Consider the following 25,396-nt stretch of genomic DNA (forward strand, 5'->3'; position numbering starts at 1 on the left):
CGAGAGGTATCGCTGATTGCGGAGGGGAGCCCAGCCGACAAAGAGACGCACGCGACCATCACGCCTCGGCATCCTCACCGATACGGCAATGCACGATCGGCGTCAATCGAGCGCACCTCGCCCGCATGGGGATCCCAACGAGACGTGGTGGGTTTGCAAGAGGCTCTGGCATCCTGGGCGAATGATTGACACGATCAACGCGCCGTGGCTTCTCGTTCTGATTGCTGTGTTCGGGCTCGCGAGTCTGGCGTTTTTCTTCCTGCGAACCAAGAAGGACGCTGAGCTGTCGAAACTGACGATTCGGGCCGTGGGCATCGTGCTCGTCATTGTCACCGCTGCCCTGCTGGCGGTTGCCTACGAGAGTGCCGTGGTCGCCGCTGTTGGTTTACTCGGCGCGGTCGCAGGCTACCTCTTCGGCTCCTCGTCCTCGACGGGTGGAAACGAATCTCAGGCAACGGTCCGGGACATCACTGGCGATGACAATAGAGTCGCCGGTCGAGACATCGTCGAAAGGCTCGATTCTGCCTTGACCAAGCTGGAGAGTCTTGAATCGCTCAATGCGAACATCGAGAAGTTCGAGTCGACAATGGTGGCCAGCGACTCGCCAGCACACGGGTACCACGTCCACGAAGAGCGGATACCGGCCTTCGGTCGGTGGGCTGCTAACCCCGCACCGGTCAGCGATATCGCCCGGGCGAGTGAACGCGCGTTGACCAAGTTCGCGCCGCCATATTTCAGGCTGGTCGCTACGTCGACAATCGGCGTGAGCGACTTCATTCACGTTCTTTTTGTTTTCGCGGCTGAGTCGTACGCGGCGGGGGAAGTGCAAATCTCGCTCGAATGTACACCGAATTCGGACAATGACTGAACGAGCCGTCCTATATTGAGCTGCCCACTCATCCCAGCTGAGATGGCGCCATGGCGGACGTTGACAAACCGGAACGGCATGCAGCCGCGGCAAGACTCGCGGTGGGGAGGAAATGGAACTGCGCAGCCGTTCGTCGCGTTCGTATACGTGCCCTTCGGCGCCCGTTGCAGTTGCGCTCGGCCCGGACATCTCCACACCAACTGGGCGGGTCGGAACGTCAAGGACCGCGCGAAACTATCGGATGGGTCGCACAAATCGTCCTGCTCGGACTCGGCGATGTCATCGTCGCGCAGGCGGACGACATCTTCGCCCACCTGTAACGGACGCCGCCCTACGCACAACGATCCGCAACGAATCGAGCCGACCGCACGCAAATGAGTCCTCTACGTGCGGTGCCTGTATACGGATCGGCATGCGGAGGTTGCCGGACAGCTAGATGGCGAAGGCGCTCCCGCACACGAGGCAGTGCACCTTCGTCGTCTCGTCGGGGACCTTTACTGGCTCGTGCGGATGACAGGGGGACTCAGCGATCATCATGTCGTCCGGCTCAACGAGCGCGTCCGGAGTCTCGATTCCAAAGGTGAAGGACTTGTTCGACTTGAACTTCATCCCTTTCACGCCCTTGAACATGTCCTCGATCGAATCTTGCATGTACTGATCGATCGCTGGCCCGCTCACCCCGTTCATATACTCCAGCTGCGCAGGGGTCCACCACGAGTCAGTGCTAGAAGCGACACCGCATAACGGGCAGAAGTATTGGTCAACTACTTCAGCGTCGGCATCGCCCTCCTCGTGACTGAACCACTTGAACTCACGCTCGCAGGTCGGGCACTCGCGGCGGAGGAACCCGTCAGAGTCCAGGGGGAGGCTCACTGGGATTCGAATTTCATCGTTCACGCCCTCGTTCCTCTCAGCTATTCGTATCCAGAAAAATGTCCTGCGGGAAGACTTCGCCGGCCTCGGTGCGGCCGGTGACCGTCACGTCGAACGCATCCTCCGTATCCCCGCCGCCGAACATGCGGCCCATGCCCATGACGTCGATCGTTACTGACCGACCGCCGCCCGGGATCTTCTTGATTGGCTGGAAGCCCTGCAACTGAAGGGACGCCTTCTCTGGCAGAGCGACGTCGACGTCGTATGCGGTTTCAGCGCCCCGGTTGATGATCTGCAACTTGTCTATGCGGTTGCCGCCCTTATTGAAGTATTTAACGTCGAAGTCGAGCGGCTTCCGGGTATGCGTGCTCGCAGGCACACGACGTCCAAGAGGTAGCCCGCTTCCAGGCGGCGGAGGCGGCGTGAAGTCCCCGCTGGTATGCCAATCGGTGCCAGTCAGGTCCACATCGCACCCGGCGGTTTTCAACCGTCTGGCCAGCTCTTGGCGGTGTGCGGGATCGTTCGTCAACCGGATCGCGTGGCGCCCAGCGACATCGCTGAACGGGCGGACGTCTCCGACCTCGACCAGGACGGTGCGGCGCGGATCGCGGCCCAGCGCCATGCCCGCCTCGAACAACACGTTCGGGCGTGCCTGTGCCGCGGGCGACGTCTCCGGGTCATTGTCACCATGGGCGAACTGTGGCTGGAGGTAGGCGATCTCGTCGGGGGTCATGAGCACGACAATCGCGGCGGCGTTATCGAGTGCGGCGTCGAGGACCTGTCCGATGTACGGCGAGCCCTCACCAGTCAATTCGACGGCGTGGCTCCACTCCATAGGGGAGAGGTTGATGCTGCGGAGGAAATCGAACATCGACTTCCGAAGGGGCTCGTTCCGCCCATGCACCACAAATACCGAACGCGCATTGATTTCTTGTTCCGCCACTTCGTCCCCCGCTCCGCTGCCGAGCGCATCGAATGATGCGTCACCTCTAGCCTACGAACGAGTGCCGACACCGTTGGGTTCTGAACCGCTCCCAGTGACGTTGATCTCGTAACCGACCGGCAGTGCGCGAATAGGGATCCAACGTGAGTGCGCCGCGTCCCGCTAGGCGGCAACCTCGGTGGCATGAATGCAATTCAGATTAGCTATGCCAGGGTGTCCACCGCCGAACAAGACCTCACCTCGCAACGGGACGCACTGTTGCGTCTTGGAGTCCTGGACTCGAATATCTACGTCGATCACGGGCTAACCGGCACCAACCGGGCGAGACCCGGACTGCGCGAGGCGCTCGCAGCCGTCCGTGAGGGCGACACCTTCGTGGTCACCAAGCTTGATCGACTCGCCCGATCGGTCAAAGACGCCCGAGACATCGCCGATGAACTGACGATGAAGGGCGTCGCGCTGAATCTTGGCGGAAGCAGATACGACCCCACTGACCCGGTGGGACGTCTCTTGTTCAATGTGCTCGCGATGGTCGCCGAGTTCGAGCGTGACTTGATCAGCATGCGCACTAAGGGATGGCGGTCGCCCGCGCCAAGGGCCACTTGAAGGGCAAGCAGCCCAAGCTGTCGGCGACGCAGCGCAAGCTCCTGTTCGACGTGCAGGATCGCGGCGAGTACACACAGACCGAGATCGCTGAGCTCTTCAATGTGTCACGCGCGACGGTCTACCGAGAGCTGCAGCGCCGCCGGGTGGCATTCCTCGCCACCTGCGAAGCACACATCTTCTGATCTGCGTCAGAGAGCACCGCCCGGGTGAGGATCCAGACCGAGGGACAAGTTCGTCTTGCTGAGCCTTCTAGCTACCTGACTAGATGACCGATCGCTTTGAGCAGGTCTCCAAGCCAGACCAGCTCGAACGTGATGGTCGAGTCGGTGTCCCTCTCGCGGATGTTGTCCCACGACTCGGTCAGTTGGCCGATGGTGGGCTCCGGCGCTGGTTTGGAAACGTCGTAGATGCGCGGGAAAGGGATCGAGTAGTAGTAGTCCTCGGTGAGCGTGACCGATGCCCCGTTCTGGGACTCCAGATGTGCCAACAGACGGTCGAACACATCGCGTAACTCGGATGTCGCGATCGTGAGTCCTTCCCATTTCTCCATGGCCCGAAACTACATCCGCGATGCATCCCGCAACGTCGTACTCGCGAATTGAGCTCCAGATCTCGACGCCGTCGATTGGACGAAGGCAATCACCGCGACTGACGTCAGAGAACGCGGCTCATCACCTGCGCTATCCACGCAATCGCCACTCTGCGCCGACAAAGGATCCTGATCGAGCACCACCCGCCCAATCGCCCGTCGGCCGAGTTCGAGCCCCACGGCGCCCACCGTGCACATCAACTGCCACCTGCCTCGGGCGCAATCCACCAGTCGGTGAACGAGCGGGCGCGCCCGTCGGGGTCGAGCCGGATCACCATGAGGTTGTCGTAGAGGTCGCTCTTGTCCGTCGACCCGGTGTAGGTCGTCCGGCCGCGGATGACGGCGACATCACGGTCGACGGCCGTGAGCTCGTAGTCGAACGACCACGTGCCCGGCTCGTCCTGCTGTCCGAGCCATCCCGCAAGGATGGCGTCCTGACCCACCCAGGGCGGGGTCGACGGGCCGTCGCGGTACTCGGCATCCGGTGTAAAGAGCGCTCGCACATCGTCCGGGTCGTTGGTGGTCCATGCGTGGACGTAACGGTCCATCCAGTCGCGCGCGGCCGAGGCCGCTGATTCTCGATCCCACATGCCCTCAGGCTCCCCGACGACCCGCGCCCGCGCAAGATCCTGGTACACCGAGGACTGACCGCGGATCACGCGAGCACGCGGTCCAGAACCGCGAGAGACGCGCGCGCCTCGGCCTCGGGGTCATGAGTGTTCGACGGGTCGGCGAGCGTCAGCATCGTCTTCCACAGCGCCCAGGCACGACCGCGGCTCCACGTGTCGTCGTCCCACGGCATCCTGCTGCGGAAGACCTCGCGCACCGCGTCGTCGAACACTGTCCAGGCGATGGCCAGATCGCAGGCGGGATCGCCGACGCCCGACGTGCCGAAGTCGATCACGGCGCTCAAGCGTCCCTCGCGAACCAGGAGGTTGCCCGGGGCGATGTCACCGTGAAACCACACCGGCGGTGCGGTGATCTCGGTCTCCATCGCCGCGTCCCACACCGCGCGCGCCGCGGCCGTGTCGATCCGACCCTCCAGCTCCGTGAGGCAACGCTGCACATCGTCGTCGTACACGCGCGGGTGCGCCCCGCGCCAGAAACTGTGCGGGGCCGCCGCCGGCGCGGCATCCGTCTCCACCTTCGCGAGCGACGTGAGAAACCCTGCGAGGTCGGCGGCGAGAGCCTGGAGGTCGATGTGGGTCGCGTCGCCCAGGGGCGTTCCGTCGATCCAGCGATACACCGACCACGGGCGTGGGAACTCGCTGGTGGGACTGCCCAGAGCGACGGGCGACGGCACCGCGAGCGGAACGCGGGGCGCGATCACCGGCAACCAGCGCTGCTCCTTCGCGACGGCGGCGGCGTAGCCGTCTGCGCTCGGCATCCGCACCAGCAGCTCGTTACCCAGCCGGAACGTCCGGTTGTCCCACCCGCCGGGGACGACCCGACGGATACTCAGCTCCCGCCACTGGGGGAACTGCTCGTCCACCAGCCGGCGCACCAGCTCTTCGTCGATCTCCACGTCCCCAGCCTGCCAACCGGCCCCCGCACGCGCCACCGCGCCAGCCCAAGGGAGAGGATGGGAGGGTGGATTCTCCCGCGGCTCAGTTCATCGACCACACGCTGCGGTCGGAGGCGTCGGAGTGGCGCACCTGGGCGAACGGCGACCCGTCTGTCGGGGGTCTGGGCGTGTACGGCGCGTCGGTCGGCGCGATCCGGGGAACCGTCCGCGACGCACTGCGACGGCATCGAGATCTGCAGCACGACGACATCACCGCCCTCGCGTCGGAGCTGTGGGCGACGCCGGTCTTCGAGCGCCGCCTCGCGGCCATCGTCCTGCTGCAAGAGCAGACCGACCTCCTCACCGGAAACGATCTCACCCGCATCGAGGGATTCCTCCGCGACGCCCGCGTGCCCGACCTCATCCAGCCGCTCACGCTCGACGTCGTGCGTCCGCTGCTCGCGCGGCTGACCGGAGTGGAGGCCGACCGCGCGCAACGCATCGTGGCCCGCTGGGCGACATCGGATGCCGACAGCCTCCGCGCCGCCGCTGCGTTGCTGTGAGACTGCGGCACCCTCCGCAGTAGGCCCCCGTGCCGATGCTGCGCTACGTTCCTCTTAAGTCCGGATTGCCGCTGGGGCGATAAGTGCATCGGACTTTGGGGAGTACATCCATGGGGACTTTCGATGTGCGCGCACGGAGCGCTCGTCTGCATCTCGCGTTTGCGACGATCGGGCTCGTCGCGTCCGCGCTCCTCACCATCGGCGGAGCGACGGCTGCCTCCGCGATAACGCCCTCCAGCCCGACGGATTCCGTTCACGTGGCATCCGTGTTCAGCGCTCGCTCTCTCAGCGCCAAGACGCCGACCATGTCAGGGCAGTTCGCTTACGGGTCGACCGTGACGGCGAAGCCGGGATCGTGGACGAGGGGTACCACCTTCACCTACCAGTGGCTCGCCAATGGAGCGAAGATCACGGGGGCGACAAAGGCCACGCTGAAGCTCGGGTCCGCTCAGAAGGGTAAGCAGATCTCCGTCCGGGTCACCGGCAAGAAGTCCGGGTACACGACGGTGTCGAAGACGTCCGCGAAAAGCGCGAAAGTGATGACCGCGCCCACACCCACGATCTCGGGGACAGTGGCGTACGCGTCCACCGTGACCGCGAAGACTGGATCGTGGACGAGCGGCACCACCCTCACCTACCAGTGGCTCGCGAACGGCACCAAGATCACGGGCGCGACCAAGGCGACCCTGAAGCTGGGATCCGCGCAGAAGGGCTCGCAGATTTCGGTCACGGTGACCGGCAAGAGATCGGGCTACGCCACCGTGACGAAGACCTCGGCACGCAGCGCAAAGGTCGCGACGGCGGCGACCCCCACCATGTCGGGCGAGTTCGTCTCGGGCTCGACGATCACCGTCCGCCCCGGCACGTGGACGTCGGGGACCACTTTTACCTACCAGTGGCTTGCGGACGGCACGAAGGTCTCCGGGGCGACGAAGACCACCCTGCGACTCGGCTCGGCGCAGACCGGCGCGCACATCTCCGTCGCGGTGACGGGGAAGAAGTCGGGGTACGCCACCGTGACGAAAACCAGCGCCGCATCCGCCGCCGTGACAGTGCCCGAACCGACAGGACCGTCCTTCTGCCACGCCGTCGGCGCGAACACCACCTGGCACGGCGATGTCGATCTGTCACTGTGCTCCGACATCATCGTCGTGGGCGAGGGGGACACCCTGACGGTGGCCGCCGGCACCGACGTGCGTAACGGCACCATCCGGGTCGATCCGAAGGGCAGCGTCTCGATCGCGGGAGCAACCCTCACTGCTGTCCACCTCACCGCCACGCGCTGCACCAGCGTGATGGTGGTCGACAGCATCCTCCAGGCATCGCCGATTCGCACAGAAGAGTGCAAGAAGACCGTCGTGCGCGCGACGCGCTTCTCCGGCGCGAGCAATCCGCTGACCGTCAACTACTCCCCCGACATCACTGGCCTCGACTTCTCCGGCGCAGACCGCAACACGTTCGCGGGCTCCGGAGCGGACAGGCGCGTGCTCGTCAACTTCGGCACGGTTCCTGCGGGTTCCGACTGGGCGGTCGCCGCGAACTCGGATGCCGTGCTCGGCGGGTACATCGACGTCAAGGGGCGTGTGCAGGCCGGGCCGGGTGTGATCTTCAAGGGCGTCTCGTTCCGCATGGTCGATGCGGGACGAATCGACGTCGCGGGGACGACGCAGGCTCCCGTCGTCTTCACACACCTCTACAACGACGATTACGCGGGCGACACCGACGGGGGTGGACCTATCGGCATCCCCCCGTGGTCACCGTCGACCCACACGCCGACCTCGCATGACCCCGCGATCAACGTCGACCCGCGGCTCAACTCCCTCACCGCGCGCGCCGCAGTGGTGCAGGTGAGCCACGCGCTGTTCGACAACTCGCAGGCGATCGCCTGGTGGACGCTCGACTCGACACCCCACGACGCGACGGCCCGGCTCTCGGTGACCGACTCACGAATCAACGGGCGCGTGGGGGTGCACGCTTCCGACGCGACGATCGCCCTCGCACGCAACGTGTTCGGCGACATCCCCCAGAACGACTACAACGACCCCGCCGTGATGATGGCGGCCGGCGACGTCAGCGGGCTCGTACTGAGCGGCGCGGATGCCAATGTCTTCACCGGCGCCGACGCGTCTCGAGTGGTCGTCTTCGACTGGACGTGGGACGCCCGCCTTCCCGCGGGCGCGTCGTATTCGGTGTCGAGTGACAGCGGAGCGATCCTCAGCGGCACGCTGGAAGTCGAGGGCTCGCTGACGATGAAACCGGGCACCATCCTGAAGGACGCGCATATCGTCCTGGGCACCGGGGCCTCGCTCGACGTTGCGGGAACGCCGTCGCGCCCGGTCACCTTCAGCTCCATGTACGACGACTCGGTCGGCGGCGCGACTCGGGCGTTCACCAGTAGTGACGACGCCGTGAGCGACGATGTCGTGCAGATCTCGGGGTCGGCCATCGAAGCCACCGGCGAGTTCACTTCGGTATCGATCCGCCATGCGGTCTTCGATCACTACGAAGAGTCGGCGTTCACCGCGCGGTGGGCGTACCGAAACGGCCTCGACGCGCTTCACGGTGACTTCACGGTGACCGACACTCTGTTCCGTGCGCCACTCGAGCTCACCGACCTCGACGGGATGGTGTCCGTCGCCCGCTCCACGTTCGACCCCCGCCCAGTCTTCAGCTGGAACGCCCCGCCGGTACGACGTCCGGGCCTCCACATGAACATGGATGATCCGACCGGCGTGGTGCTCTCAGGCCCCGACAGCAACATCTTCACCGGCGACCCGGTGTCGCGACGCATCGAAGGCGGTCTGACGAGCGTGCCCGCCGACCTCGAATGGTCGATCGACTCCGAGACCGGGGCGATCTTCACGGGGATGTTCGACGTCATGGGCGTACTCCACGTTGGGCCGGGCACCGTGTTCAAGGGTGCCCGGATCATCGTCGACGCGGAGGGCACGCTCGACATCGCCGGCACCGACGCTTCGCCCGTGGTCTTCACCGGTTACTGGGACGATTCGGTCGGTGGCGACAGCGACGACCAAGACGATGTCGGCGCAAGGTACAACGAGTACATCACCTTCTCCGACGGCACCCCTGGCGGCGGGGCAGGAGACTCCTCACACATCACAGGCGCCGTATTCATGCACGCGCAAACGGCGATTCGTCTCGGCGAGTGGGTCAACACGACCATCACTCGCTCCCAGTTCGTCGACAACGACGAGAGCATCGGGATCGACCCGGCATCCTTCGGCGACACGTATGAAGGCCAGTACGCGTGGGCGCTACTGCCGTGCACACCGCCGTACAACTCGAGCGCCACCGTCCGCGACAGTTGGATGGGTGAGTCGGGGTTCGCGTCGATGGATGTCTCGGCCTCCGATCTCGTCGAGCTCTTCGGACTCTCGCCGCTGGCGCCCGACATCGGCACCGACGTCATCAGCGGGCCGAGCCAATCTGCCATCGACGAGATCTGGGGCCAGAATCTGGCGCAGGTGGATCAGACGATCTATGACTCCAGCAACACCGTTCCGTGGGCGCTCTACCAATGCACTGTGAGCGCAAGCCCGCCGATCACCATCGCATTCCCGTGGTTCCCTGTCTCGCACCAGCGTGTGGATCATCTCCTCTTCCCTGCGTACGAGGAGTCGCTCATCGCTGTCGATCGCCCCTAGAGCCGGCCTGCGGTTCGTGAAGAAAGGCTCACAGAGCGCCGATCTCCGTCACCCGCTTCTCCGCGGCATCCCATCGGCGTAAGGCGATACCCGCCCCTGACAGCGGCGGTCCGAGCAGCGACCGCGCTTCGTCGAGCCGATCGAGGCGGAGCCGCCGAGCGAGGGTGACGTGCGGGGTCCACTCCCCCGGTGTCGTGTGCGGCGCATCGGCGTCTGCACCGGCCGGCACGGCGGAATGGACGGCCTCGTGCAGCGCGGTCACGGCATCCGTCACGGCCACTCTCCATGCGAGCACGCCGCGCTCACCGTGCGCGAACACGACCGGCTCCGCGAACTCGATCGACACCGGGAGCATGCGCACGGCCGCAGCGAAGTCGACGGGCGGCAGGGCAGCGCGGACGAGGAGGGTGACGTGCGGCCGGTTCGACGGCGACGTGTGCGCGGCGAGACTCGACAGGCCCGCGTCGGCGAGGCGCCGCCAATCGTCGCGTACCCGCTCCTCAGTGGCGGGATCGAGCAGCAGCTCGATGCTCACGACGTCAGCCACGATGCGACCGCCCCGGCGCTAGCCCGCCCACGACTGCAGGTCGTCGCGCTCGCGCACCAGCTCGGGCGGCGCGTCGTAGCGCTCGATGAGGAGGTCGAGCGCCCGCAGCGTCTCGCGGCGCCCTTCTGCGTCGATCTGCCCGGTGAGGCGCAGGAGCGTGAAGCCCGCTCCGACGACGATCGTCGCGGCATCCTCCAGTCCCCCGGGCTCAGGGATGTCGTCGCTGAACTCGAACCCGGCCTCCGAGACGAGATCCGCGAACCCGCTCCCCTTGATGAGGTCGGCGACGGTGGTCTGCGGGGTGAGCTCGTCGCGGCGCTCGTCCCACTCGTGCAGCAGGTCCCAGCCCTCGTCGCTGCCGAAGGGCGCGAACTCCGTCGCAGGGTCGTCGTAGATCGGGTCGGTGAAGTGCGCCGCGAAGGCGGGGGCGGCTTCGGGCAGTTCATCCACGAGGAACTCCTCGTCATCGGGCACACCGGCGTCATCGGCACGCGTCGTGAACGCCGCGCATCCGCTCAGGACCACAGCCGTCAGCGCGAGGATGCTCACCCAGGTCTTCCGCACCTGCGCATCATGTCACACGGCGTGCGGCACCTCAGCGATGATCGAGCGCCGAGTCACGCTTCAGCGCCGCCGCGTCTTTGCGCACCCACGACCGGAGGGACAGCCGAGCATCGCGCAACTGTGCGTTCGCGTACTCCGCGTCGTCACTGTTCACGGCGGCGCTGATGCGCTCACGCACCGCATCGCCGAGGCGCGCCTGGGGATCGACTTCGTCGAGCGCAGACACCCCTTGGGCGACGGCGACGCGCCGGGTCACCTCCCGACGAGCGAGTCGTCGATCGGACTCGCTCACCCGCTCAGCTGTCGTCACGAAGAGTTGCGCCTCGGTGATGGCGCTCATCCACGCATCGGCGACGCGGCGATCGCGCGCGGACTGAGCCGCAAGGCGCGCATGCCGTAGCGCCACCCACGCCGTGACGAGCCCCAGGATGCCGATGACCACGAACACGGCCAGCGCCACAGAGATCCACGCCGCGAGCGCATCCCACGCGTGACGGAAGGACATCAGCTGGCAGACGATGTCGTCGCAGGGCGCCTGGGAACTCGTCGATCGCATGGCGTCACGCTATCGCCGCGCTGCGTGCGCGTACACCAGTTTCCGTGCTCTCTTGACGGCGCACTTGCATTTTGCAAGTATCACGTCATGAGCCTTTTCATCACCTGCCCGGTCGAGAGCGTCGAACGCGCGACCGCCTTCTACACAGCGCTCGGCTGGGCGCTGAACACCGAAATGTCCGACGACAACGTGTCGTGCTTCGCGATCGCTCCCGACCAGTACGTCATGCTCGGCAGCCGCGCGATGTATGCGGCCGTCGGCGGCACGGATGACCTGATCGGCGGCCCGGACACGCCCTCCAAGGTGACGGTGTCCTTCGATCTCGACAGTCGGGATGCCGTCGACGAACTCGTCGCTCGCGCTGCAGCCGCGGGTGGCCGCGTGGGCGACACCGACGACTACCCCTTCATGTACCAGCGGCAGTTCGACGACCCCGACGGCTACCACTACTCGCCGTTCTGGATGAAGCCGGACTCCGACGCACCCGCGTGAGTGACCTCGGGAAGTCCCTCGACGTGGTGGGGGCGCGGTGGGCACTGCTGATCGTCGACCGCCTCCTCGACGGGCCGCAGCGCTACGGCGACCTGCAACGCGACCTCGGCGTGCCCACCAACATGCTCGCGACGCGCCTGCGCGAACTCCAGGAGGCGGGCGTCCTCACCCGCCTCCCCCTGAAGCACAACACCCGCGCCTACGCCCTCACCGAGCGCGGACGCGCCCTGCGCCCCGCGATCGAGGCTCTCGCCGCCTGGGGCGCCGACGCAGCGGGCGGCTCGCTGTCCGAGCACGGCGGGGCGGGCGCGAGGTAGCGTCAACCCCATGAGCGAAGCGCCGCAGCAGCCCGAGTGGATACCCGCGCCGGAGGTTCCGCCGCTGTGCGGCGACGAGCCCTTCGTAGGAGTCTCGGCCACGGTCGCGGACTTCTGGAGGTTCGCAATGTCCGATCTTCGAGTGAACAACACGCGCGGATACCTCGCGGAGTTCTTGGTGGCGCGAGCACTGGGATCGAGCGCGCACCGAGTCGAATGGGACGACTACGACGTCCTCTGGCGCGACATCAAGATCGAAGTGAAGGCATCCGCGTATCTGCAAGCCTGGCCTCAGCGAGCTCCATCGCAGCTGCGCTTCACCGGGCTCCGTGGGCACTCGTGGGGTGACATCACTCAGGGCATGTCGACCGAGAAGACCTATAAGGCAGACGTCTACGTGCTCGCTGCACTGACGACAACGTCTCACGCCGACTACGACCCTCTGGATGTGAGCGCGTGGGAGTTCTTCGTGATTCCTCGCTCGAAACTGATCGAGCTCGGCGTCGACTCGATCGGCCGCAGCACGGCAGCACGCCTCTCCCCCTCTCTTCGCTTCGACCAGCTCGCTGAGGCGATCGCGAACGCGGCCGCCCCGGCGTCGAGCTCCGCGGCCGACGACCCGGACCGCGCCACGTGATTGCCCGCGTCTCGTGCGCTTAGGCTGACGTCGTGACGGACGCGGGGACGACGGAGGCGGTGTACCGCTACGCGTTCGACTCGGTCATCGACCGCGATGGCATCCGCCTTGCGACGACCCGCACGGACGCGTCGTTCTTTTCGGGCTTCGTCGAGCACCCCAAAGTGCTTGCGGACGCACTTCTGGTGCTCGCACGGATCTCTCGCACTCGCTATTACGTGCCGCCGGGGATGCTCGCAGCCGTGCTGCGCGCGGCGGATCCGGTCGTCACCGTCGCGCCCGATTCGCTCAGATTCGAGGCGTTCAGCGCCTGCTGCGGCGTGTACGCGCGTCTCGACGTGACCTCCGACGGGATGGAGGTCGGCTCCCGGACGAGCGGGGTGACGAACGTCGACGTGAATCCTCCTCTCCGTGCCGCCCTCGCCGCGCTCCGCGACCACGAGCCGCTCCACCTCGTCGTCACGTCCGACGCGATGGAGGTATCCACGATGGATGCCACGGTGCGGGAGGAGAAGGTGACCCTCCCCGACCGGTGGGTTCGAGGGTTCGCCGAAACGCAAGTGGCGCTGAACTTCATGTCGGAGCGGCTCCGCCTCGACGCGGCGAGCGCCCGCCGCATGATTCGGTCCCTGCCGTCGTCGTCGCCCACGCGTTCGCTCGTGTGGGTCGTCCCGACAAGCGGTACGCAGGTGCGACTTGCCACACGCGCGGCCTCCGACGGGGCGGGGGTTCCCGTGGCGGGCCCCGAACGACTGCGAGCAATCGACCCTCTTCTGCGTCACGCGACGTCGCTCCGCGGCTACGGAGCCCACTCGATGGCCTCCGCATGGGTGGTGGACGTGCCGGGCGGCCGATTCACCCTGTGCCTGTCCCCCGACAAGAGTCGCGGCTTCTCCGGCGAGGGCGGACTCCTGGAGAAGCTGCTGGTCGACGGCCCGGAGCGCTCCCTCGATGCACAGCTGCTCGACTCGTCGTTGAGCGCGGGAATCTACCTGCCGCCCACCGGCGACGGGCTGGGCCTCGAGACGGCCCGGTTCGATGCGGCGGTCGCGGTGCTCGCCACCGGTGGACGCCTCGGCTACGACCTGGAGTCAGCGGCGTACTTCCACCGTCCGCTTCCACTCGACGCCATCGACTTCTCGCGGATCGAAGAGGCGCACCCGAGGCTTGTCGCGGCCCGAGGCCTCGTCAGCGACGGCGCCGTCACCGGAAGTGGAGACCGATTTGTCGTGAGGTCGGGTGACGAGGTGTATCAGGTGCGGCGACGACCGGACGCGACGTTCGCCTGTACCTGCGCGTGGTACGCCCGGCACGCCTCGTCACGTGGCCCGTGCAAACACATCCTCGCCGCCCGCCTGCAGGGAGGGGTCCGGTGAGTCGGCGCCAAGCCCTGCGGACGACCGGTCCGCTGAGCGGCACGGCGTTCACCTGGCTCCTGACGAAGATGCTGACGGAGCCTCAGACCACCCTCGACGACGCCATCTCCCTGGCCCGGCGGATCGAAGACGACTGGCCGGGCTCCTACGACGTGACGTGGATGTCCTCTTTCCACAGTTCGTTCTACTCGCCCCGAGACGTCTTCGTCGAGATGAGACTCCAAGAGCTTGCGGGGATGATCACGGTTCCCCACGACGACGACTACGTGCTGGCCATGGTTGCCGCGATGGGCGCGATCCCGGGCGCGCGGCTCTTCCTGCTCCGACACGACACTCGCCTGCGCGAAGAGGTCTTCTGGCGGATCTTCGAGGTCGAAGGGGGAGGCGAGGTCTCGCTCGCCAACGTCGACAAGTTCACCCGTTTCGAGGAGTCCGCCACCTGGCACGGCGTCGTCCTGCAGCTCACCGACGAAGGAGTATTGCCACGGGAACGGGTGCTCGCCGCGTGCCTCGATGCGCTCACGCGCGACTTCGCCGCCTACACCTCAGGCTGGTACTCGCGTCTCTTCACCTCGCTCCGCCCGACCGTCGACGAGCTGAGCCGTCTGGAGACGAGCCTTCTCGCCCTGCTCTCCTCCCGCGTCGGTCCGACGGTCACGGTCGCCGTTCGTTCGCTGTGGTCGCTCCACAAGGCGCGGAGACTCGACGTCGACAGACTCGCGGACTTCGCCGTTCCGGCGATGTCTGCGGGCAAAGCGAACGTCGCCCTCCTGGTGACCATGCTGAAAAGCGGTGCCGGCGATCAGGATACGACCGCGCGCGCCGACACCATCGCCCAAGCCCTGGATCACCCGCACCCCGATGTTCGATCGGCCGCGGAGGACGCGCTGCGAAAGATGGGGCGCGTCGACCTGCTTCCCACACCGAGTCCTGCTGCCCCGGCATCCGCTGCTGAACCGTCGCCCGACGAGGGCCCGGAGACTCCGTCGCTGGTCTACCCGTGGCCGGAGAGCGACATCGTCGAGCGTCTCGGAGCCGTGCTCGCGGGGAATGCGGACGGGATCGAGTTCGAACTCGCCCTCGCCGCCCTCGCCACCCTGACCGACCGCTCTGTTCTCGCGCCGCTCATGAAGGTCGCACGGAAACGCACGGAGCCCCCGGATTGGCCGCGCGGGGGTCAGACGGCGGCGATGCTCATCGCCCGAGTCGTGGTGCGCATGCACGGCGAAACGTACTACGGCGCCACGGGGAGTGCGAAGCATGACACCGTGGTCGAGCGCCGATCAGACGAGGTCGGCAGGGAGCTCGCGCGCGGGATGCCGGCCGGGGTGCTGCTCGCCACGCCCGAGGACAGCGCTGGCGGGGTGAGCCCGGCGACCTTGGTCGACCGCTTCATCGAACGCGATCAGGCGGGGCGCGGGGTGCTTCCGGCAGACCTGGTCGCCGCACTCTTGCGCGTGTCCGCAGACGGTCGCGCAGCGGCGCTGGCGCGGGTGCCGTCTCGCCCGGTGGTCGACGCGAACGGGGCCGCGGCCGACGCCCTCCGGTACGCCCTCGGCGGCAAGATGCGGGCGATCGAGCCTCTCGAGTGGTGGATCGCCGCGGCCCGCGCGCGGAACCCGCTGGGCGACGACCCGCTCCTGATCGCGGCCGGCCACGACTACCCAGGTGCGGGCACCCGCACCTCCGTGACCGAGGAATGGGAGCCGACCCCGTGGAAGGACCTCTGGAGCGGCGGCAGCTCGATGCGACTCATGGTTGTCGGCGGCCCGTCGTCCCGCATCGAGCCGCTTCGGCCCACCTGCGCGCCCACCACGAAGCGCCGTCGCTACTCCTTCGAGTGGGGCAACACAGGTCAGATCTTCGGCGACTTCGTCTGCCCGGCTGACGCCGACGTCGCGTCGCTGCTGGGACTGCAGATGCTGCTCTCGGGGCTGGAGTCGGTGACCGAGTTCGGCCAGGCCGAGATCATCGACGGCCTCGCACGTCACCGCGGCTCGTGGGGCCCCCTGTCGGCATCTGCGCTGGTGCTCGCGCTGGGCCAGCGGCCCGCACTCACGAGAATCCATGCCGCCGAACTGTTCGCGGCAGCCGTGCCGCGGCGCGTGTCCGTGGCGACGGTCGCCGACGCGTTCGTCCGGCATGCCCCGGGCTGCGTCCTCCCCCGATGGGCGACGGCGCTCGCCGACGCGAGCTCCATCTCCCCGGAGGCACGCACGGCCGTCGCCGACACGCTCTCGGCGTTCCTCCCCCGCATCCCGAACAACAGCCGCGGCGTGGACAAGTTGCTCGACGTCTTGATCGCGACCACCGAGGGTCAAGCGCTCGCGGATGCCGATCCGAAGCTCCGGGAGTGGCTGGAGACGTTCCGCGGCTCGTCGCGGGCCGCCGTCAACGCGCGTGCTCTTCTCGCCCGCTACCGCTGAGCCCGGCGTTCAGTCGAGCACCTCGGCATCCGCTCACTAGGCTGACGACGTGGAGTCAACCTGGCGCGAGAGGACGGTCTGGGCCGTTGCGCTCCTCAGCGTCCTGGTCGGGTCGATCCTCGTCTACCTCGGTGTCGGCACCGCGCGAGGCGCCGGCATCGGCTGGCTGGAGTACATCCGCGAGATGTTCGCGCTGGTCGACCATGTCTCGGTCGGACCCGGTGCGGTCTTGGGTGTCCTCCTCGTCGGGTTTGGCACGATGACCATCGCCTTCCTTTCGTGCCGGTGGTGGTCATTGCGCCGGGATGATGCGCCGGACCGGGGCCGTCGATCTCGGGCTCTCACCGTGGCCAGGTGGGGCACAGCCACCCTCATCGTGATCGGCCTGTTCACCGTCCTCATCGGCATGAGCGCTCCGCAGCCGTCCTTCTCGTACCAGCCCACCTACCTCGAGTCCCCGTCTGTCATCGAAAACCCGAGGATGCTCTTCGACACCATCTATGTCTCATCGTCCACTTTCGTGGGTGCCGGGGTGCTGTGGGCGGGTCTTCTGGCGATGAGCGTTCTGATCGGCCGCGCCGTGGTCACCGGCCGCCCGTCGACCGCGCCCCTCTCCGGCATCCGTCGCGGGCCTGCGATCTGGTGGAGTGGCATCTGGTGGAGTGGCAACTGGTGGAGTGGCGTCGCTCTCAGCGCGATCGGGTTGGCGATGCTCGTGATCTCTCGCGTGACCCTCCCCCCTGTCCCGGACTATGCCGAGTTCATGCCCCCTGTCCCGTCTTCGTCCGTGTATCTGATCGAGGTAGCGGACACCAGCGGTTGGGTGACGGCCTCGTTCATCGGCGCCGCGCTGGCCGTCGTGGGGATGCTGATCATGTGCGGCGTCCTCACCCTCTCGGCCCCCGCGCGGCAGACGGAGACCGCCGCAACCGCCACCGCTGACTGACCCGCGTCAGCGGCCCACCGGCTCCGTCACCCGCTCGCTCTTCGCCGCCGCGCGGGCGCGTGACCGCGCGACGATCCGGCCGCGGATCGCGAAGGCGAGCACCGCGGCGAGCACGACGTAGAGGCCGATGCTGATGGGACTGTGCACGAGCACCGAGAAGTCTCCGTTCGCGCTCATCGCGGCATCCCGCAGGCTCGTCTCGGCCAGCGGACCCAGCACCATGCCGATGATGAGCGGGGCGAGCGGGTAGTCGAGCGCCCGGAGCAGGAACCCGACGACACCGATGCCGAGCAGGATCAGCAGGTCGACCAGCGAGCCCGACGTCGCGTAGATGCCCAGTGCGCAGAACACGGTGATGCCCGCGAAGAGGTAGGGGCGCGGGATGAGGAGGAGCTTGGCCCACAGCATCGCGAACGGCAGGTTCAGGACGAGCAGCACCACCATCGCGATGAAGAAGCTCGCCAGCAGCGACCACACGAGGTCGGGCGCGCGGTCGAACAGGAGCGGTCCCGGCTGCAACCCGTACTGGCGGAACGCGGCGAGCATGATCGCCGCCGTGGCGGAGATCGGCAGACCGAGCGCGAGCAGCGCCCCCATCGCCATACCGGTGGTCGAGTTACCCGCTGCCTCCGGAGCCGCGAGGCCGCGGATGGCGCCCTTGCCGAACTGCGGATGGGGGCGACGCGCATCGAGCCGCTTCTCCAGCCCGTAGGCGAGGAACGTGGGGATCTCCGATCCGCCGGCGGGGATGACGCCGAAGGGAAGCCCGATCGCGGTGCCGCGCAGCCACGCCGGGGTCGCTTCGCGGAGCTCCTTGCGGCTGAGCCACGGGCGGCCCGTCGGACGCAGCAGTTTCTTGTTCGACGTGTGACGCTCCAGGCAGGCGACGTAGATCACTTCGCCGAGGGCGAGGATGCCGACCGTCACCGTGACCAGCGACACCCCGTCGAACAGGTACGGCGAGTCCATCGTGAACCGGGGGGCGCCCGAGACGCCGTCGACGCCGATGACGGCGATGCCGAGCCCGAGGAACAGCGCGGTGAGGCCCTTCAGGGCGTTGTCGGTTACCACCGACGACGTCGCCGCGAAGGCGAAGACAGCGAGCGCGAAGAACTCGGCGGGCCCGAACCGGCTGGAGAAGTCGGCGAGGGCGGGGGCGAGGAACACGAGCACGACGCACGCGACGAAACCGCCGATGAAGGCGCCGATCGCGGCGGTCGCGAGAGCCTGGGCGGCCCTCCCGTTGAGCGCCATCTTGTGGCCTTCGAAGGTCGATGCGATCGCCGAGGCCTGCCCCGGCGTGTTCATCAGGATGCCCATCGTCGAATCACCGAAGAGGCCGCCGAAGTACACGCCGGCGAACATGATGAACGCCGCGGTCGGGTCGAGCGAGAACGTTATGGGGAGCAGCAGCGCCACCGCCATCGACGACCCGAGGCCGGGCAGCACGCCCACCGCCGTGCCGAGCAGGCAGCCGATGAGCACCCACATGAGGTTGATGGGCGTGAAGGCGCCGAGGAACCCCTCGCCGAGCATCTGCAAAGCGTCCATGTCAGAAACCTCCGAGGATGCCGGACGGCAACGGCAGGCCGAGGGCCATGTCGAAGCCGATGTAGGCGAGGGAACTCATCGTCAGTCCGACGACGAGGCTGGCGATCGGCTTGGTCGATCCGAAGCCGCGGGCGACGCCCCAGAACAGCAGGCCCGCGGCGATGACCCACCCGAGCAGGTTCAACAGGAACGCGAACGCGAGGAACGACCCGAGGATCCACAGCAGCGACCGCACGTCGATGCGGACGGCGCGGGGCTCGTCCGCGGCATCCTCTCCGGCTTCCGCCGCGAGGAGTTCGGCGGTGCGGGGGTCGGGGAGGCTCCGCACCTCGCGGATGCCCGACACCGCCAGGGCGATCGCGAAGCCGTAGAGCCCGACCGTGATGATCGCCGGGAAGAACTGCGGCCCCGGGAAGTCGGCCGAGCTCGGCACGCGCATCGTGATGATGCCGACGAGCAGGTAGGTCGCAAACGCGGCCACGACGACCGGCATCGTCAGCGCCTTCGCCAGCGCCGCCATCCCGGGCCGGGAGACGATGCGCAGCCGGTCGCCGAGAACAGCGGATGCCGATGTGGGGTTCGGTGGGAAAGTCACAGGCCCATCTCCTCGTACAGGGTGCGGATGCGGCTCTCCTCGTCGTCGAGGAACGTCGCGAGCTCGTCACCGGTGATGATGCGTTCGGTCCAGCGGTAGCGGTCGATGGCATCCCGCCACTGCGGCGTCTCGACGCTGTCGAGCACGAGCTGTGTGAGGCCCTCGACCTCCGACTCCTCGAGCCCGGCAGGCGCGGCGAGCATGCGCCAGTTGGTGAGGGTGACGTCGTAGCCCTGGTCGACCGCCGTGGGGATGTCGATCCCGTCGATCGGCTCCTGCGCGACGAGCGCGAGCGCGCGCAGCCGCCCCGCCTCGATCTGGTCGATGTTGTCGGGATAGCCTCCCGTGGCCGCCTGGGCCGTGCCGTTGAGCAGCGCCTGGATGGCCTCGCCGCCGCCGTCGGAGGAGATGTAGGTGGTCTCGAGCGGGTCGATCCCCGCCGCGAGGGCGAGATCGGTGACGACGAGCTGGTCGAAGGATCCGCCACCGGTCCACGGGAGCGCCTTCGGATCGTCACGCCACGCCGCGACGAGGTCGTCGAGCGTCTCGTAGGGCGAGTCGGCCGGCACGACGATGACGTCGTACTCCTCGACGATCACCGCGAGCGGCGTGACGTCGTCGAGGGTGGCGGCCGAACCGAACTGGATCGTCGCCGCCAGCAGCCCCGTACCGCCGACGAGCAGGTTGTTCGGCTGACCGTTCAGCACCGACACGTTGCCGAGCGCGATCGTTCCGCCGGCTCCCGGCATGTTCACGACCTGCACGTTGTTGACGAGGCCGTTCGCCTTCTGCGCCTGCTGCAGTTCGCGCGCGACCCCGTCCCAGCCACCGCCGGCGGCCGCGGGGGCGATGATCGTCATCGACGCGCTGATGTCTTGACCGGACGCGGCCGAGCTGATCGAACCGAACGCCGCGACACCGATGGCGGCGACGGCGATCAGACCGCCGACAGCGCGGCCGATCGCTCGTCCTGGCCCGGATCTGGGGGGAAGGGGCTCCTGGGTCATCATTGCTCCATTCGCGCGGACATCGTCGTCGCCGCGGGATCGACCTAGGATGGCACCGCCGGTCCGCACCGTCGCGCCGCCGGCGCTTTGTTCTCTTAAACGCCGATGGATGCCGACGCGTGGACCCCGACGGGAGAGTGACGACGATGGCGATGCGGCCGAGCCCCCGGGCGATCCGCCTGGCGATGATCCTCCTGCCCTCCGTCGTCGCCCTCGCCGCCCTCGCTGCGACGGTCATGATCGCCCTCTGGTTGCAGGAGAAGAGCATCCGGGATGCCACGGCCGAACGTGTCCAGGAGGTGGCGTCGAGCCTCGCCGAACTGCCGCAGGTGCGGGCCACGCTCGCGGCGAACGTCGGCGCGGGCACCCCCGCCGACCTCGCCGACGCCGACGACCTGGCCGACGCCACCGCCACCCTGCAGCCGATCGCCGACCTCGTGGCGGAGGCCGCGGGGGTCTACTACGCCGTGATCACCGACGACGAAGGGGTGCGCATCACCCACCCGCTCGCGTCGGAGCGCGGCATCCAAGTGTCGACGACGAACGAATCCGTGCTCGCCGGCACCCCGTTCCTCGGCACCGAGACGGGTCCGTCGGGGCGGTCGCTGCGCGCGAAGGTTCCCGTGCGGAGCGCCGACGGCGACGTCGTCGGCATGGTCGCCGTGGGGGTGCTGGAATCCGACATCGAGTCGCAGCGCGTCGAAGCGCTCGCAGGCCTCCTCCCCTGGGCCGCGGGGGCACTCGTCGTCGCCACGATCGTGAGCTCGCTCGTGACGGCCGCTGTCGAGCGCCGCTTCCGCCGGCTCGACGGGCTCGCCGCCGAGCACGCCCAGATGCAGCGCACGACCGCGGCCCTCCAGGAGCAGGCGCACGAGTTCCACACCCGACTGCACGTCGTGCACGGCCTCGTCACGGCGGGGGAACCGCACGCCGCGCTGGACTACATCGAAGACGTCGTCGCGGTGAGCGACGCGACCCCGGGCGACGCGCTGGGCGAGAGTGGCGGCCCCGGGGGCGGTGTGGCGGCATCGGCTCTGCGGGATGCCGCGATGCACGCCATCCGTGCCGACCTCCTCGAGCGCGGCGCCCTGGCCGAGTTCGACTTCGAACCCGGCGCCGACCTCGACGACGACGTCGTGTCGATCCTCACGAACCTCAGCCGCAACGCCGGCGAGGCAGGAGCGTCGCGGGTGCGCTGCACGCTCCGCCGCTCGGGCGACCGCCTGTACGGCGCGGTCGACGACGACGGCCCGGGCGTCGACCGGCACGTCGCGGCCCGGATCTTCACGCGCGGACTCTCCACCAAAGCGGATGCCGACGGCCGCAGCCGCGGCATCGGGCTCGATCTCGTGCGTCGGCTCGTGACCGCCCGGGACGGCTCGGTCGAAGTCGGCGCGTCGCCGCTGGGCGGGGCGCGCTTCTCGTTCGAACTGGCGGCACGCACGTGAGCACGCTCGTGCGGGTGCTCGTCGTGGACGACGACCGTGGGGCCCGAGCCCTGCACGCCGGATTCGTCGCCGCGACCCCCGGCTTCGTCGTCACCGGCACGGCGGCCACCGGAACGGACGCGCTCCGGCTGGCGGCCGACGCCGACCTCGTGCTCCTCGACATGCGCCTCCCCGACATCAGCGGCATCGAAGTGCTCCACCGCCTGCGCACCATGGCCGGCCCCGAACGCGACGTGCTCGTGATCAGCTCGTCGCGAGACCAGACCACCGTGCGCCAGGCGATGGCGGGCCGCGTCGTGGGCTACCTCGTGAAGCCGTTCACGAAGGAAGCCCTGCAGGAGCGCCTCGCCCACTACGCCGCCACCCGCACCGAGCGCCCGGACGACGCGGAGCCCCCACGCCAGGTTCCCCTCGGCCAGGGGGAGATCGATCGGCTGTTCACCGGCGGCATCCGCACCGCTCGGCGTGCTTCCGGCCGAGGTGCTCCCGGGATGGGCGCGCTCGGTCGGGGCGCTCCCGGCCAGGGCGCGCTTGGCCGGGGCACCTCCGACCCGGGCACTTCCGGCCCGGGCGCTCCCGCGTCGCTGCCGAAGGGGCTCGCGGCGACGACCCTCGATCGCGTCATCGCCGCGCTCGACCCCGTCACCGCCATGACCGCCGCCGACGTGGCCGCCGCGTGCGGACTCTCCTCGGCCACCGCACACCGCTACCTCGCCCACCTCGTGGAGACCGGCGCAGCCGACCTCGCCCACCGGTACGGACGCCGCGGACGCCCGCAGGTGCTCTACCGCCTCACCCCCGACGCCACTCCCCTCTCCGACGCCTGACGATCGGCGTCACTCGTGCTCCGGCAGGATCGGCGTCGACCACCCGGCATCCCGGCCCAGTTGGATCGCGCGGCCGAGCGACTCGGCGCCGAACCGGTCGCGCACCGCATCGAAGACTGAGTCGAGCCGCGCCCCGTCGCCCCAGTCGATGGGCAGTTCCGGCGGCACCTCGTCGCCCCGGGCGAGCTGACCGAACGACACCCCGATCAGCGTCAGCCCGCGCGCTGCGATCTCCGGCTGTGCGGCGGCGAGCAGTCCCCGCGCCGCACCGAGCAGCACTGCCGTGCGGTCGGACGGCGAGCGCAGCGTGCGCGACCGCGTCGCCTTCGCGAAGTCGGCGAACCGCAGCCGCAGGGTGACGGTGCGGCATCCGCGCTCCCCGTCGCGTAGGCGGCGGGCCAGCCGGTCGACGATCTGCGTCAGGATGACCTCCACCTCCTCCGGAGCGCGCGGGCGTGAGCCGAGCGCCCGCTGCGAGCCGATCGACCCGCGCCGCCGCGTCGTGACGACCGGTCTCGGATCGAGCAGACGCGCCATCGCGTGCACATGCGCCCCCGCGGCCCGCCCGAGCAGCCGCTCGGCCGTCGCCGCCTCCATCTCCGCCAGTTGCCCGACCGTGCGGATGCCGAAGCGGTGCAGCTTCTCGGCCGTGACCGCCCCGACGCCCCACAGCCGTTCCACCGGCAGTGGGAGCAGGAACGCCTCCTCCCCGTCAGGCTCCACGACCAGCAGACCGTCGGGTTTGCTGACCGCGCTCGCGACCTTCGCGAGGAACTTCGTGCGCGCGACGCCGACCGAGATCGGTAGTCCCACCTCCCCCCGCACGCGCTCCCGCAGACCGTGGGCGATGTGGACGGGGTCGCCGACCAGCCGTCGCAGTCCCCCGACCTCGAGGAACGCCTCGTCGATCGACAGGCCCTCCACGAGCGGCGTCGTGTCGCGGAAGATGTCGAACACGGCACGGCTGGCGGCGGCATAGGCATCCATCCGGGGCGGGACCACCACGGCATCCGGGCACAGTTCCCGCGCCTGCCGGCCACCCATCGCCGTCTTGATGCCGCGCGCCTTCGCCTCGTAGCTCGCGGCGAGCACCACCCCGCCTCCGACGATCACCGGTCTCCCCCGCAGCGCCGGGTTGTCGCGCTGCTCGACCGACGCGTAGAAGGCGTCGAGATCGGCGTGGAGCACGGTCGCCTCCCCGCGCATATCGCCTCCCCCCTCGGGCCCGAGGAGAGGATCGTCGCACTCACCCCCGACATACCGGAGCCGCCGCGGCTGCCCGGGCGGAAGATAGAGGCATGCGCCCCTCCCAGCCGTGGACTTGCCCGACCTGCGGTGACCCGCTGCGCTTCGAGATCCTCGACGACGAGCGCTTCCTCGTCGTGTGGTCGTGCCTGACTTGCGGCCCGATCCGCACGACCGAACCCGTGTGACGCGCGCTCCGTGGGGACCGGCACTCGCCGTCGCGGGGCTGGTCGCGCTGAGCTACCTCATCGGACGCTGACGCGTCGGCCGCTCGCCGCGCGCCCGCACGGCAGCGCCGAAGGCGTGATTCAGCGCTGGCGTCCGAGCCAGGCGACGCCGCTCAGCACGCACGCGCCGGTGCCCGTGACGACGCCCGCGCCGAAGACGTAGAGGGCGGCACGGGAGAGTCCCGGAACGTCCACGGAGTAGCCCGACCCGTCGTCGAGGGAATCACGGGACAGCGCCATCCAGATGAAGAGGAGGATGACGGCGCACGCGATGGTCGCCGTCCACAGGACGAGCGCGTAGGGATTCCGCTGCATGTGCGCACTCTATCGTCGACGCCGAAACCGCCACGGGCCCGGGGGCTGTCGGCGCGCGCCCCACAGGAGTATCTTCGGGACCATCTCGACGGGGAGATGGGGGAATCTCATGACCGTAGATACCGGCATCCGCATGCCGTACATCGTCACGACGATCATCCTGGTGGTGGCGGGCCTGGTCCTCGGACCGATCCTCCTCACCAGCTCGACGATCACGCAGACGCCCGTCGAGGGGATCGCCGCGTTCGCGATCCTCTACGTGCTGGCGCAGGCCATCGAGCGCGTGAATCAGCTCCTGGTGCCGGTGCTCGACCGCCTCCTCTCGGCGGTCAGTGGCGCGCCCACCGCGACGGACAAGAAGCGGACGGCGCTGACGGCGGTACGCGAGCAGGCGGCCGCGATGCGAGGGTTCGGCGTCTCCGCCTACTCCGCCGACGCCCAGTCCGAGGCCGACGAAGCCGTGACCACCGCGAACATCGAGAAGGCCCTGCTGACGAACGGGCTCGCCTTCCTCCTCGCAATGCTCCTGGTCGGGCTGTTCAAGTTCTCGCTGCTGGCCTCGCTCGGCTACACGAACGTGCCGTCCGTGGTCGACATCGTCATCACCGCGACCGCCATCATGGGCGGTTCGGCGGGCCTCGGCGACCTCATCAGCAAGATCCAGAAGTCCAAGACCGCCGACGAGACCGCCGTCTGACCTCTCCGCCGC

The 25,396-nt window shown here is 68.3% G+C and carries 26 protein-coding genes and 1 pseudogene; 14 read left to right on the forward strand and 13 right to left on the reverse strand.

Features of this window, described 5'->3' with window-relative positions; genetic code table 11:
- Positions 1 to 181 precede the first annotated feature (181 nt).
- Positions 182 to 868, forward strand: a complete 687-nt coding sequence (locus P0Y48_07485; protein ID WEK12327.1) for a hypothetical protein — start codon at positions 182 to 184, stop codon at positions 866 to 868.
- Between the two features lie 432 nt (positions 869 to 1,300).
- On the opposite strand, the gene P0Y48_07490 is transcribed toward P0Y48_07485, so the two are convergent.
- Both P0Y48_07490 and P0Y48_07495 read right to left on the reverse strand, forming a co-directional pair.
- Complete coding sequence (locus P0Y48_07490) at positions 1,301 to 1,765, reverse strand: hypothetical protein (GenBank protein WEK12328.1); 465 nt, start codon at positions 1,763 to 1,765, stop codon at positions 1,301 to 1,303.
- Between the two features lie 13 nt (positions 1,766 to 1,778).
- Positions 1,779 to 2,612: a nucleotide-binding protein gene (locus P0Y48_07495; protein WEK12329.1), complete on the reverse strand. Its 834-nt coding sequence runs from the start codon at positions 2,610 to 2,612 to the stop codon at positions 1,779 to 1,781.
- Positions 2,613 to 2,867: 255 nt separating this feature from the next.
- On the opposite strand from P0Y48_07495, the pseudogene P0Y48_07500 reads away from it, so the two are divergent.
- Positions 2,868 to 3,472 (forward strand): annotated as a pseudogene (locus tag P0Y48_07500) (recombinase family protein).
- 71 nt (positions 3,473 to 3,543) lie between these two features.
- Here the strand turns inward: P0Y48_07500 and P0Y48_07505 are convergent.
- The 3 genes from P0Y48_07505 to P0Y48_07515 all read right to left on the reverse strand — a co-directional run bounded on the left by P0Y48_07505 (position 3,544) and on the right by P0Y48_07515 (position 5,404).
- The gene (locus P0Y48_07505) at positions 3,544 to 3,840 is read right to left on the reverse strand and encodes a hypothetical protein (protein WEK12330.1); all 297 of its coding nucleotides are present in this window, start codon (positions 3,838 to 3,840) and stop codon (positions 3,544 to 3,546) included.
- A gap of 236 nt (positions 3,841 to 4,076) precedes the next feature.
- Positions 4,077 to 4,469 (reverse strand): nuclear transport factor 2 family protein, encoded by a 393-nt coding sequence (locus P0Y48_07510; protein ID WEK12331.1) that lies wholly within the window; start codon positions 4,467 to 4,469, stop codon positions 4,077 to 4,079.
- Between the two features lie 65 nt (positions 4,470 to 4,534).
- The gene (locus P0Y48_07515) at positions 4,535 to 5,404 is read right to left on the reverse strand and encodes an aminoglycoside phosphotransferase family protein (protein WEK12332.1); all 870 of its coding nucleotides are present in this window, start codon (positions 5,402 to 5,404) and stop codon (positions 4,535 to 4,537) included.
- A 65-nt stretch (positions 5,405 to 5,469) separates the two neighbouring features.
- Between P0Y48_07515 and P0Y48_07520 the strand changes: the two genes are divergently transcribed.
- Both P0Y48_07520 and P0Y48_07525 read left to right on the forward strand, forming a co-directional pair.
- Complete coding sequence (locus P0Y48_07520) at positions 5,470 to 5,946, forward strand: DNA alkylation repair protein (GenBank protein ID WEK12333.1); 477 nt, start codon at positions 5,470 to 5,472, stop codon at positions 5,944 to 5,946.
- Positions 5,947 to 6,056: 110 nt separating this feature from the next.
- The gene (locus P0Y48_07525) at positions 6,057 to 9,611 is read left to right on the forward strand and encodes a hypothetical protein (protein ID WEK12334.1); all 3,555 of its coding nucleotides are present in this window, start codon (positions 6,057 to 6,059) and stop codon (positions 9,609 to 9,611) included.
- 28 nt (positions 9,612 to 9,639) lie between these two features.
- Here P0Y48_07525 and P0Y48_07530 read toward each other — a convergent pair whose 3' ends face one another.
- The 3 genes from P0Y48_07530 to P0Y48_07540 are packed head-to-tail and all read right to left on the reverse strand — an operon-like array spanning position 9,640 to position 11,278.
- Entirely contained in the window at positions 9,640 to 10,158 is a 519-nt protein-coding gene (locus P0Y48_07530; GenBank protein ID WEK12335.1) for a 2'-5' RNA ligase family protein, read from the reverse strand.
- 18 nt (positions 10,159 to 10,176) lie between these two features.
- Positions 10,177 to 10,722 carry a hypothetical protein gene (locus P0Y48_07535; protein WEK12336.1) on the reverse strand — a complete coding sequence of 182 codons (546 nt, stop codon included), beginning with the start codon at positions 10,720 to 10,722 and terminating at the stop codon, positions 10,177 to 10,179.
- A gap of 31 nt (positions 10,723 to 10,753) precedes the next feature.
- Positions 10,754 to 11,278: a hypothetical protein gene (locus tag P0Y48_07540; protein ID WEK12337.1), complete on the reverse strand. Its 525-nt coding sequence runs from the start codon at positions 11,276 to 11,278 to the stop codon at positions 10,754 to 10,756.
- Between the two features lie 87 nt (positions 11,279 to 11,365).
- Between P0Y48_07540 and P0Y48_07545 the strand changes: the two genes are divergently transcribed.
- From P0Y48_07545 to P0Y48_07570, 6 genes are read left to right on the forward strand one after another with little or no spacing between them, the layout of a single operon-like run.
- On the forward strand, positions 11,366 to 11,770 hold the full coding sequence (locus tag P0Y48_07545) for a hypothetical protein (GenBank protein ID WEK12338.1): 405 nt from the start codon (positions 11,366 to 11,368) through the stop codon (positions 11,768 to 11,770).
- Entirely contained in the window at positions 11,767 to 12,087 is a 321-nt protein-coding gene (locus tag P0Y48_07550) for a helix-turn-helix domain-containing protein (GenBank protein WEK12339.1), read from the forward strand. The genes P0Y48_07545 and P0Y48_07550 overlap by 4 nt, the downstream gene beginning before the upstream one ends.
- Before the next feature lie 10 nt (positions 12,088 to 12,097).
- The gene (locus P0Y48_07555) at positions 12,098 to 12,724 is read left to right on the forward strand and encodes a hypothetical protein (GenBank protein ID WEK12340.1); all 627 of its coding nucleotides are present in this window, start codon (positions 12,098 to 12,100) and stop codon (positions 12,722 to 12,724) included.
- A 32-nt stretch (positions 12,725 to 12,756) separates the two neighbouring features.
- Entirely contained in the window at positions 12,757 to 14,100 is a 1,344-nt protein-coding gene (locus tag P0Y48_07560) for an SWIM zinc finger family protein (protein WEK12341.1), read from the forward strand.
- A complete protein-coding gene (locus tag P0Y48_07565; protein WEK12342.1) occupies positions 14,097 to 16,526 on the forward strand; it encodes a DUF6493 family protein in 2,430 nt (809 codons plus the stop codon). The genes P0Y48_07560 and P0Y48_07565 overlap by 4 nt, the downstream gene beginning before the upstream one ends.
- Positions 16,527 to 16,575: 49 nt before the next feature.
- A complete protein-coding gene (locus P0Y48_07570) occupies positions 16,576 to 17,472 on the forward strand; it encodes a hypothetical protein (GenBank protein WEK12343.1) in 897 nt (298 codons plus the stop codon).
- Between the two features lie 6 nt (positions 17,473 to 17,478).
- On the opposite strand, the gene P0Y48_07575 is transcribed toward P0Y48_07570, so the two are convergent.
- From P0Y48_07575 to P0Y48_07585, 3 genes are read right to left on the reverse strand one after another with little or no spacing between them, the layout of a single operon-like run.
- On the reverse strand, positions 17,479 to 19,023 hold the full coding sequence (locus P0Y48_07575; protein WEK12344.1) for a tripartite tricarboxylate transporter permease: 1,545 nt from the start codon (positions 19,021 to 19,023) through the stop codon (positions 17,479 to 17,481).
- A gap of 1 nt (position 19,024) precedes the next feature.
- Positions 19,025 to 19,618: a tripartite tricarboxylate transporter TctB family protein gene (locus tag P0Y48_07580; GenBank protein WEK12345.1), complete on the reverse strand. Its 594-nt coding sequence runs from the start codon at positions 19,616 to 19,618 to the stop codon at positions 19,025 to 19,027.
- Complete coding sequence (locus tag P0Y48_07585; protein WEK12346.1) at positions 19,615 to 20,628, reverse strand: tripartite tricarboxylate transporter substrate-binding protein; 1,014 nt, start codon at positions 20,626 to 20,628, stop codon at positions 19,615 to 19,617. The genes P0Y48_07580 and P0Y48_07585 overlap by 4 nt, the downstream gene beginning before the upstream one ends.
- 143 nt (positions 20,629 to 20,771) lie before the next feature.
- Between P0Y48_07585 and P0Y48_07590 the strand changes: the two genes are divergently transcribed.
- Positions 20,772 to 22,073, forward strand: coding sequence for an ATP-binding protein (locus P0Y48_07590; GenBank protein ID WEK12347.1), 1,302 nt, complete (start codon positions 20,772 to 20,774; stop codon positions 22,071 to 22,073).
- Positions 22,070 to 22,900 carry a response regulator gene (locus tag P0Y48_07595; GenBank protein ID WEK12348.1) on the forward strand — a complete coding sequence of 277 codons (831 nt, stop codon included), beginning with the start codon at positions 22,070 to 22,072 and terminating at the stop codon, positions 22,898 to 22,900. The genes P0Y48_07590 and P0Y48_07595 overlap by 4 nt, the downstream gene beginning before the upstream one ends.
- A 9-nt stretch (positions 22,901 to 22,909) precedes the next feature.
- Here P0Y48_07595 and dinB read toward each other — a convergent pair whose 3' ends face one another.
- Positions 22,910 to 24,106 carry a DNA polymerase IV gene (gene dinB / locus P0Y48_07600; protein ID WEK12349.1) on the reverse strand — a complete coding sequence of 399 codons (1,197 nt, stop codon included), beginning with the start codon at positions 24,104 to 24,106 and terminating at the stop codon, positions 22,910 to 22,912.
- A gap of 92 nt (positions 24,107 to 24,198) precedes the next feature.
- On the opposite strand from dinB, the gene P0Y48_07605 reads away from it, so the two are divergent.
- Complete coding sequence (locus P0Y48_07605) at positions 24,199 to 24,333, forward strand: hypothetical protein (protein ID WEK12350.1); 135 nt, start codon at positions 24,199 to 24,201, stop codon at positions 24,331 to 24,333.
- Between the two features lie 120 nt (positions 24,334 to 24,453).
- Here the strand turns inward: P0Y48_07605 and P0Y48_07610 are convergent, their stop codons facing one another.
- On the reverse strand, positions 24,454 to 24,687 hold the full coding sequence (locus P0Y48_07610) for a hypothetical protein (GenBank protein WEK12351.1): 234 nt from the start codon (positions 24,685 to 24,687) through the stop codon (positions 24,454 to 24,456).
- 109 nt (positions 24,688 to 24,796) lie between these two features.
- Here P0Y48_07610 and P0Y48_07615 point away from each other — a divergent pair, with 109 nt between their 5' ends.
- Positions 24,797 to 25,384 (forward strand): hypothetical protein, encoded by a 588-nt coding sequence (locus P0Y48_07615; GenBank protein ID WEK12352.1) that lies wholly within the window; start codon positions 24,797 to 24,799, stop codon positions 25,382 to 25,384.
- Positions 25,385 to 25,396: the final 12 nt, after the last annotated feature.

It is taken from the genome of Candidatus Microbacterium phytovorans, from assembly GCA_029202445.1.
GTDB classification, from domain to species: domain Bacteria; phylum Actinomycetota; class Actinomycetes; order Actinomycetales; family Microbacteriaceae; genus Microbacterium; species Microbacterium phytovorans.

Excerpts from the sequence above, each read along its gene's own strand:
- P0Y48_07485 (WEK12327.1), top strand. The coding sequence starts at position 182 with ATGATTGACACGATCAACGCGCCGTGGCTTCTCGTTCTGATTGCTGTG.
- P0Y48_07495 (WEK12329.1), bottom strand. The coding sequence starts at position 2,612 with ATGTTCGATTTCCTCCGCAGCATCAACCTCTCCCCTATGGAGTGGAGC.
- P0Y48_07505 (WEK12330.1), bottom strand. The coding sequence starts at position 3,840 with ATGGAGAAATGGGAAGGACTCACGATCGCGACATCCGAGTTACGCGAT.
- P0Y48_07510 (WEK12331.1), bottom strand. The coding sequence starts at position 4,469 with ATGTGGGATCGAGAATCAGCGGCCTCGGCCGCGCGCGACTGGATGGAC.
- P0Y48_07525 (WEK12334.1), top strand. The coding sequence starts at position 6,057 with ATGGGGACTTTCGATGTGCGCGCACGGAGCGCTCGTCTGCATCTCGCG.
- P0Y48_07540 (WEK12337.1), bottom strand. The coding sequence starts at position 11,278 with ATGCGATCGACGAGTTCCCAGGCGCCCTGCGACGACATCGTCTGCCAG.
- P0Y48_07545 (WEK12338.1), top strand. The coding sequence starts at position 11,366 with ATGAGCCTTTTCATCACCTGCCCGGTCGAGAGCGTCGAACGCGCGACC.
- P0Y48_07555 (WEK12340.1), top strand. The coding sequence starts at position 12,098 with ATGAGCGAAGCGCCGCAGCAGCCCGAGTGGATACCCGCGCCGGAGGTT.
- P0Y48_07575 (WEK12344.1), bottom strand. The coding sequence starts at position 19,023 with ATGGACGCTTTGCAGATGCTCGGCGAGGGGTTCCTCGGCGCCTTCACG.
- P0Y48_07585 (WEK12346.1), bottom strand. The coding sequence starts at position 20,628 with ATGATGACCCAGGAGCCCCTTCCCCCCAGATCCGGGCCAGGACGAGCG.
- P0Y48_07590 (WEK12347.1), top strand. The coding sequence starts at position 20,772 with ATGGCGATGCGGCCGAGCCCCCGGGCGATCCGCCTGGCGATGATCCTC.
- dinB (WEK12349.1), bottom strand. The coding sequence starts at position 24,106 with ATGCGCGGGGAGGCGACCGTGCTCCACGCCGATCTCGACGCCTTCTAC.
- P0Y48_07605 (WEK12350.1), top strand. The coding sequence starts at position 24,199 with ATGCGCCCCTCCCAGCCGTGGACTTGCCCGACCTGCGGTGACCCGCTG.
- P0Y48_07610 (WEK12351.1), bottom strand. The coding sequence starts at position 24,687 with ATGCAGCGGAATCCCTACGCGCTCGTCCTGTGGACGGCGACCATCGCG.
- P0Y48_07615 (WEK12352.1), top strand. The coding sequence starts at position 24,797 with ATGACCGTAGATACCGGCATCCGCATGCCGTACATCGTCACGACGATC.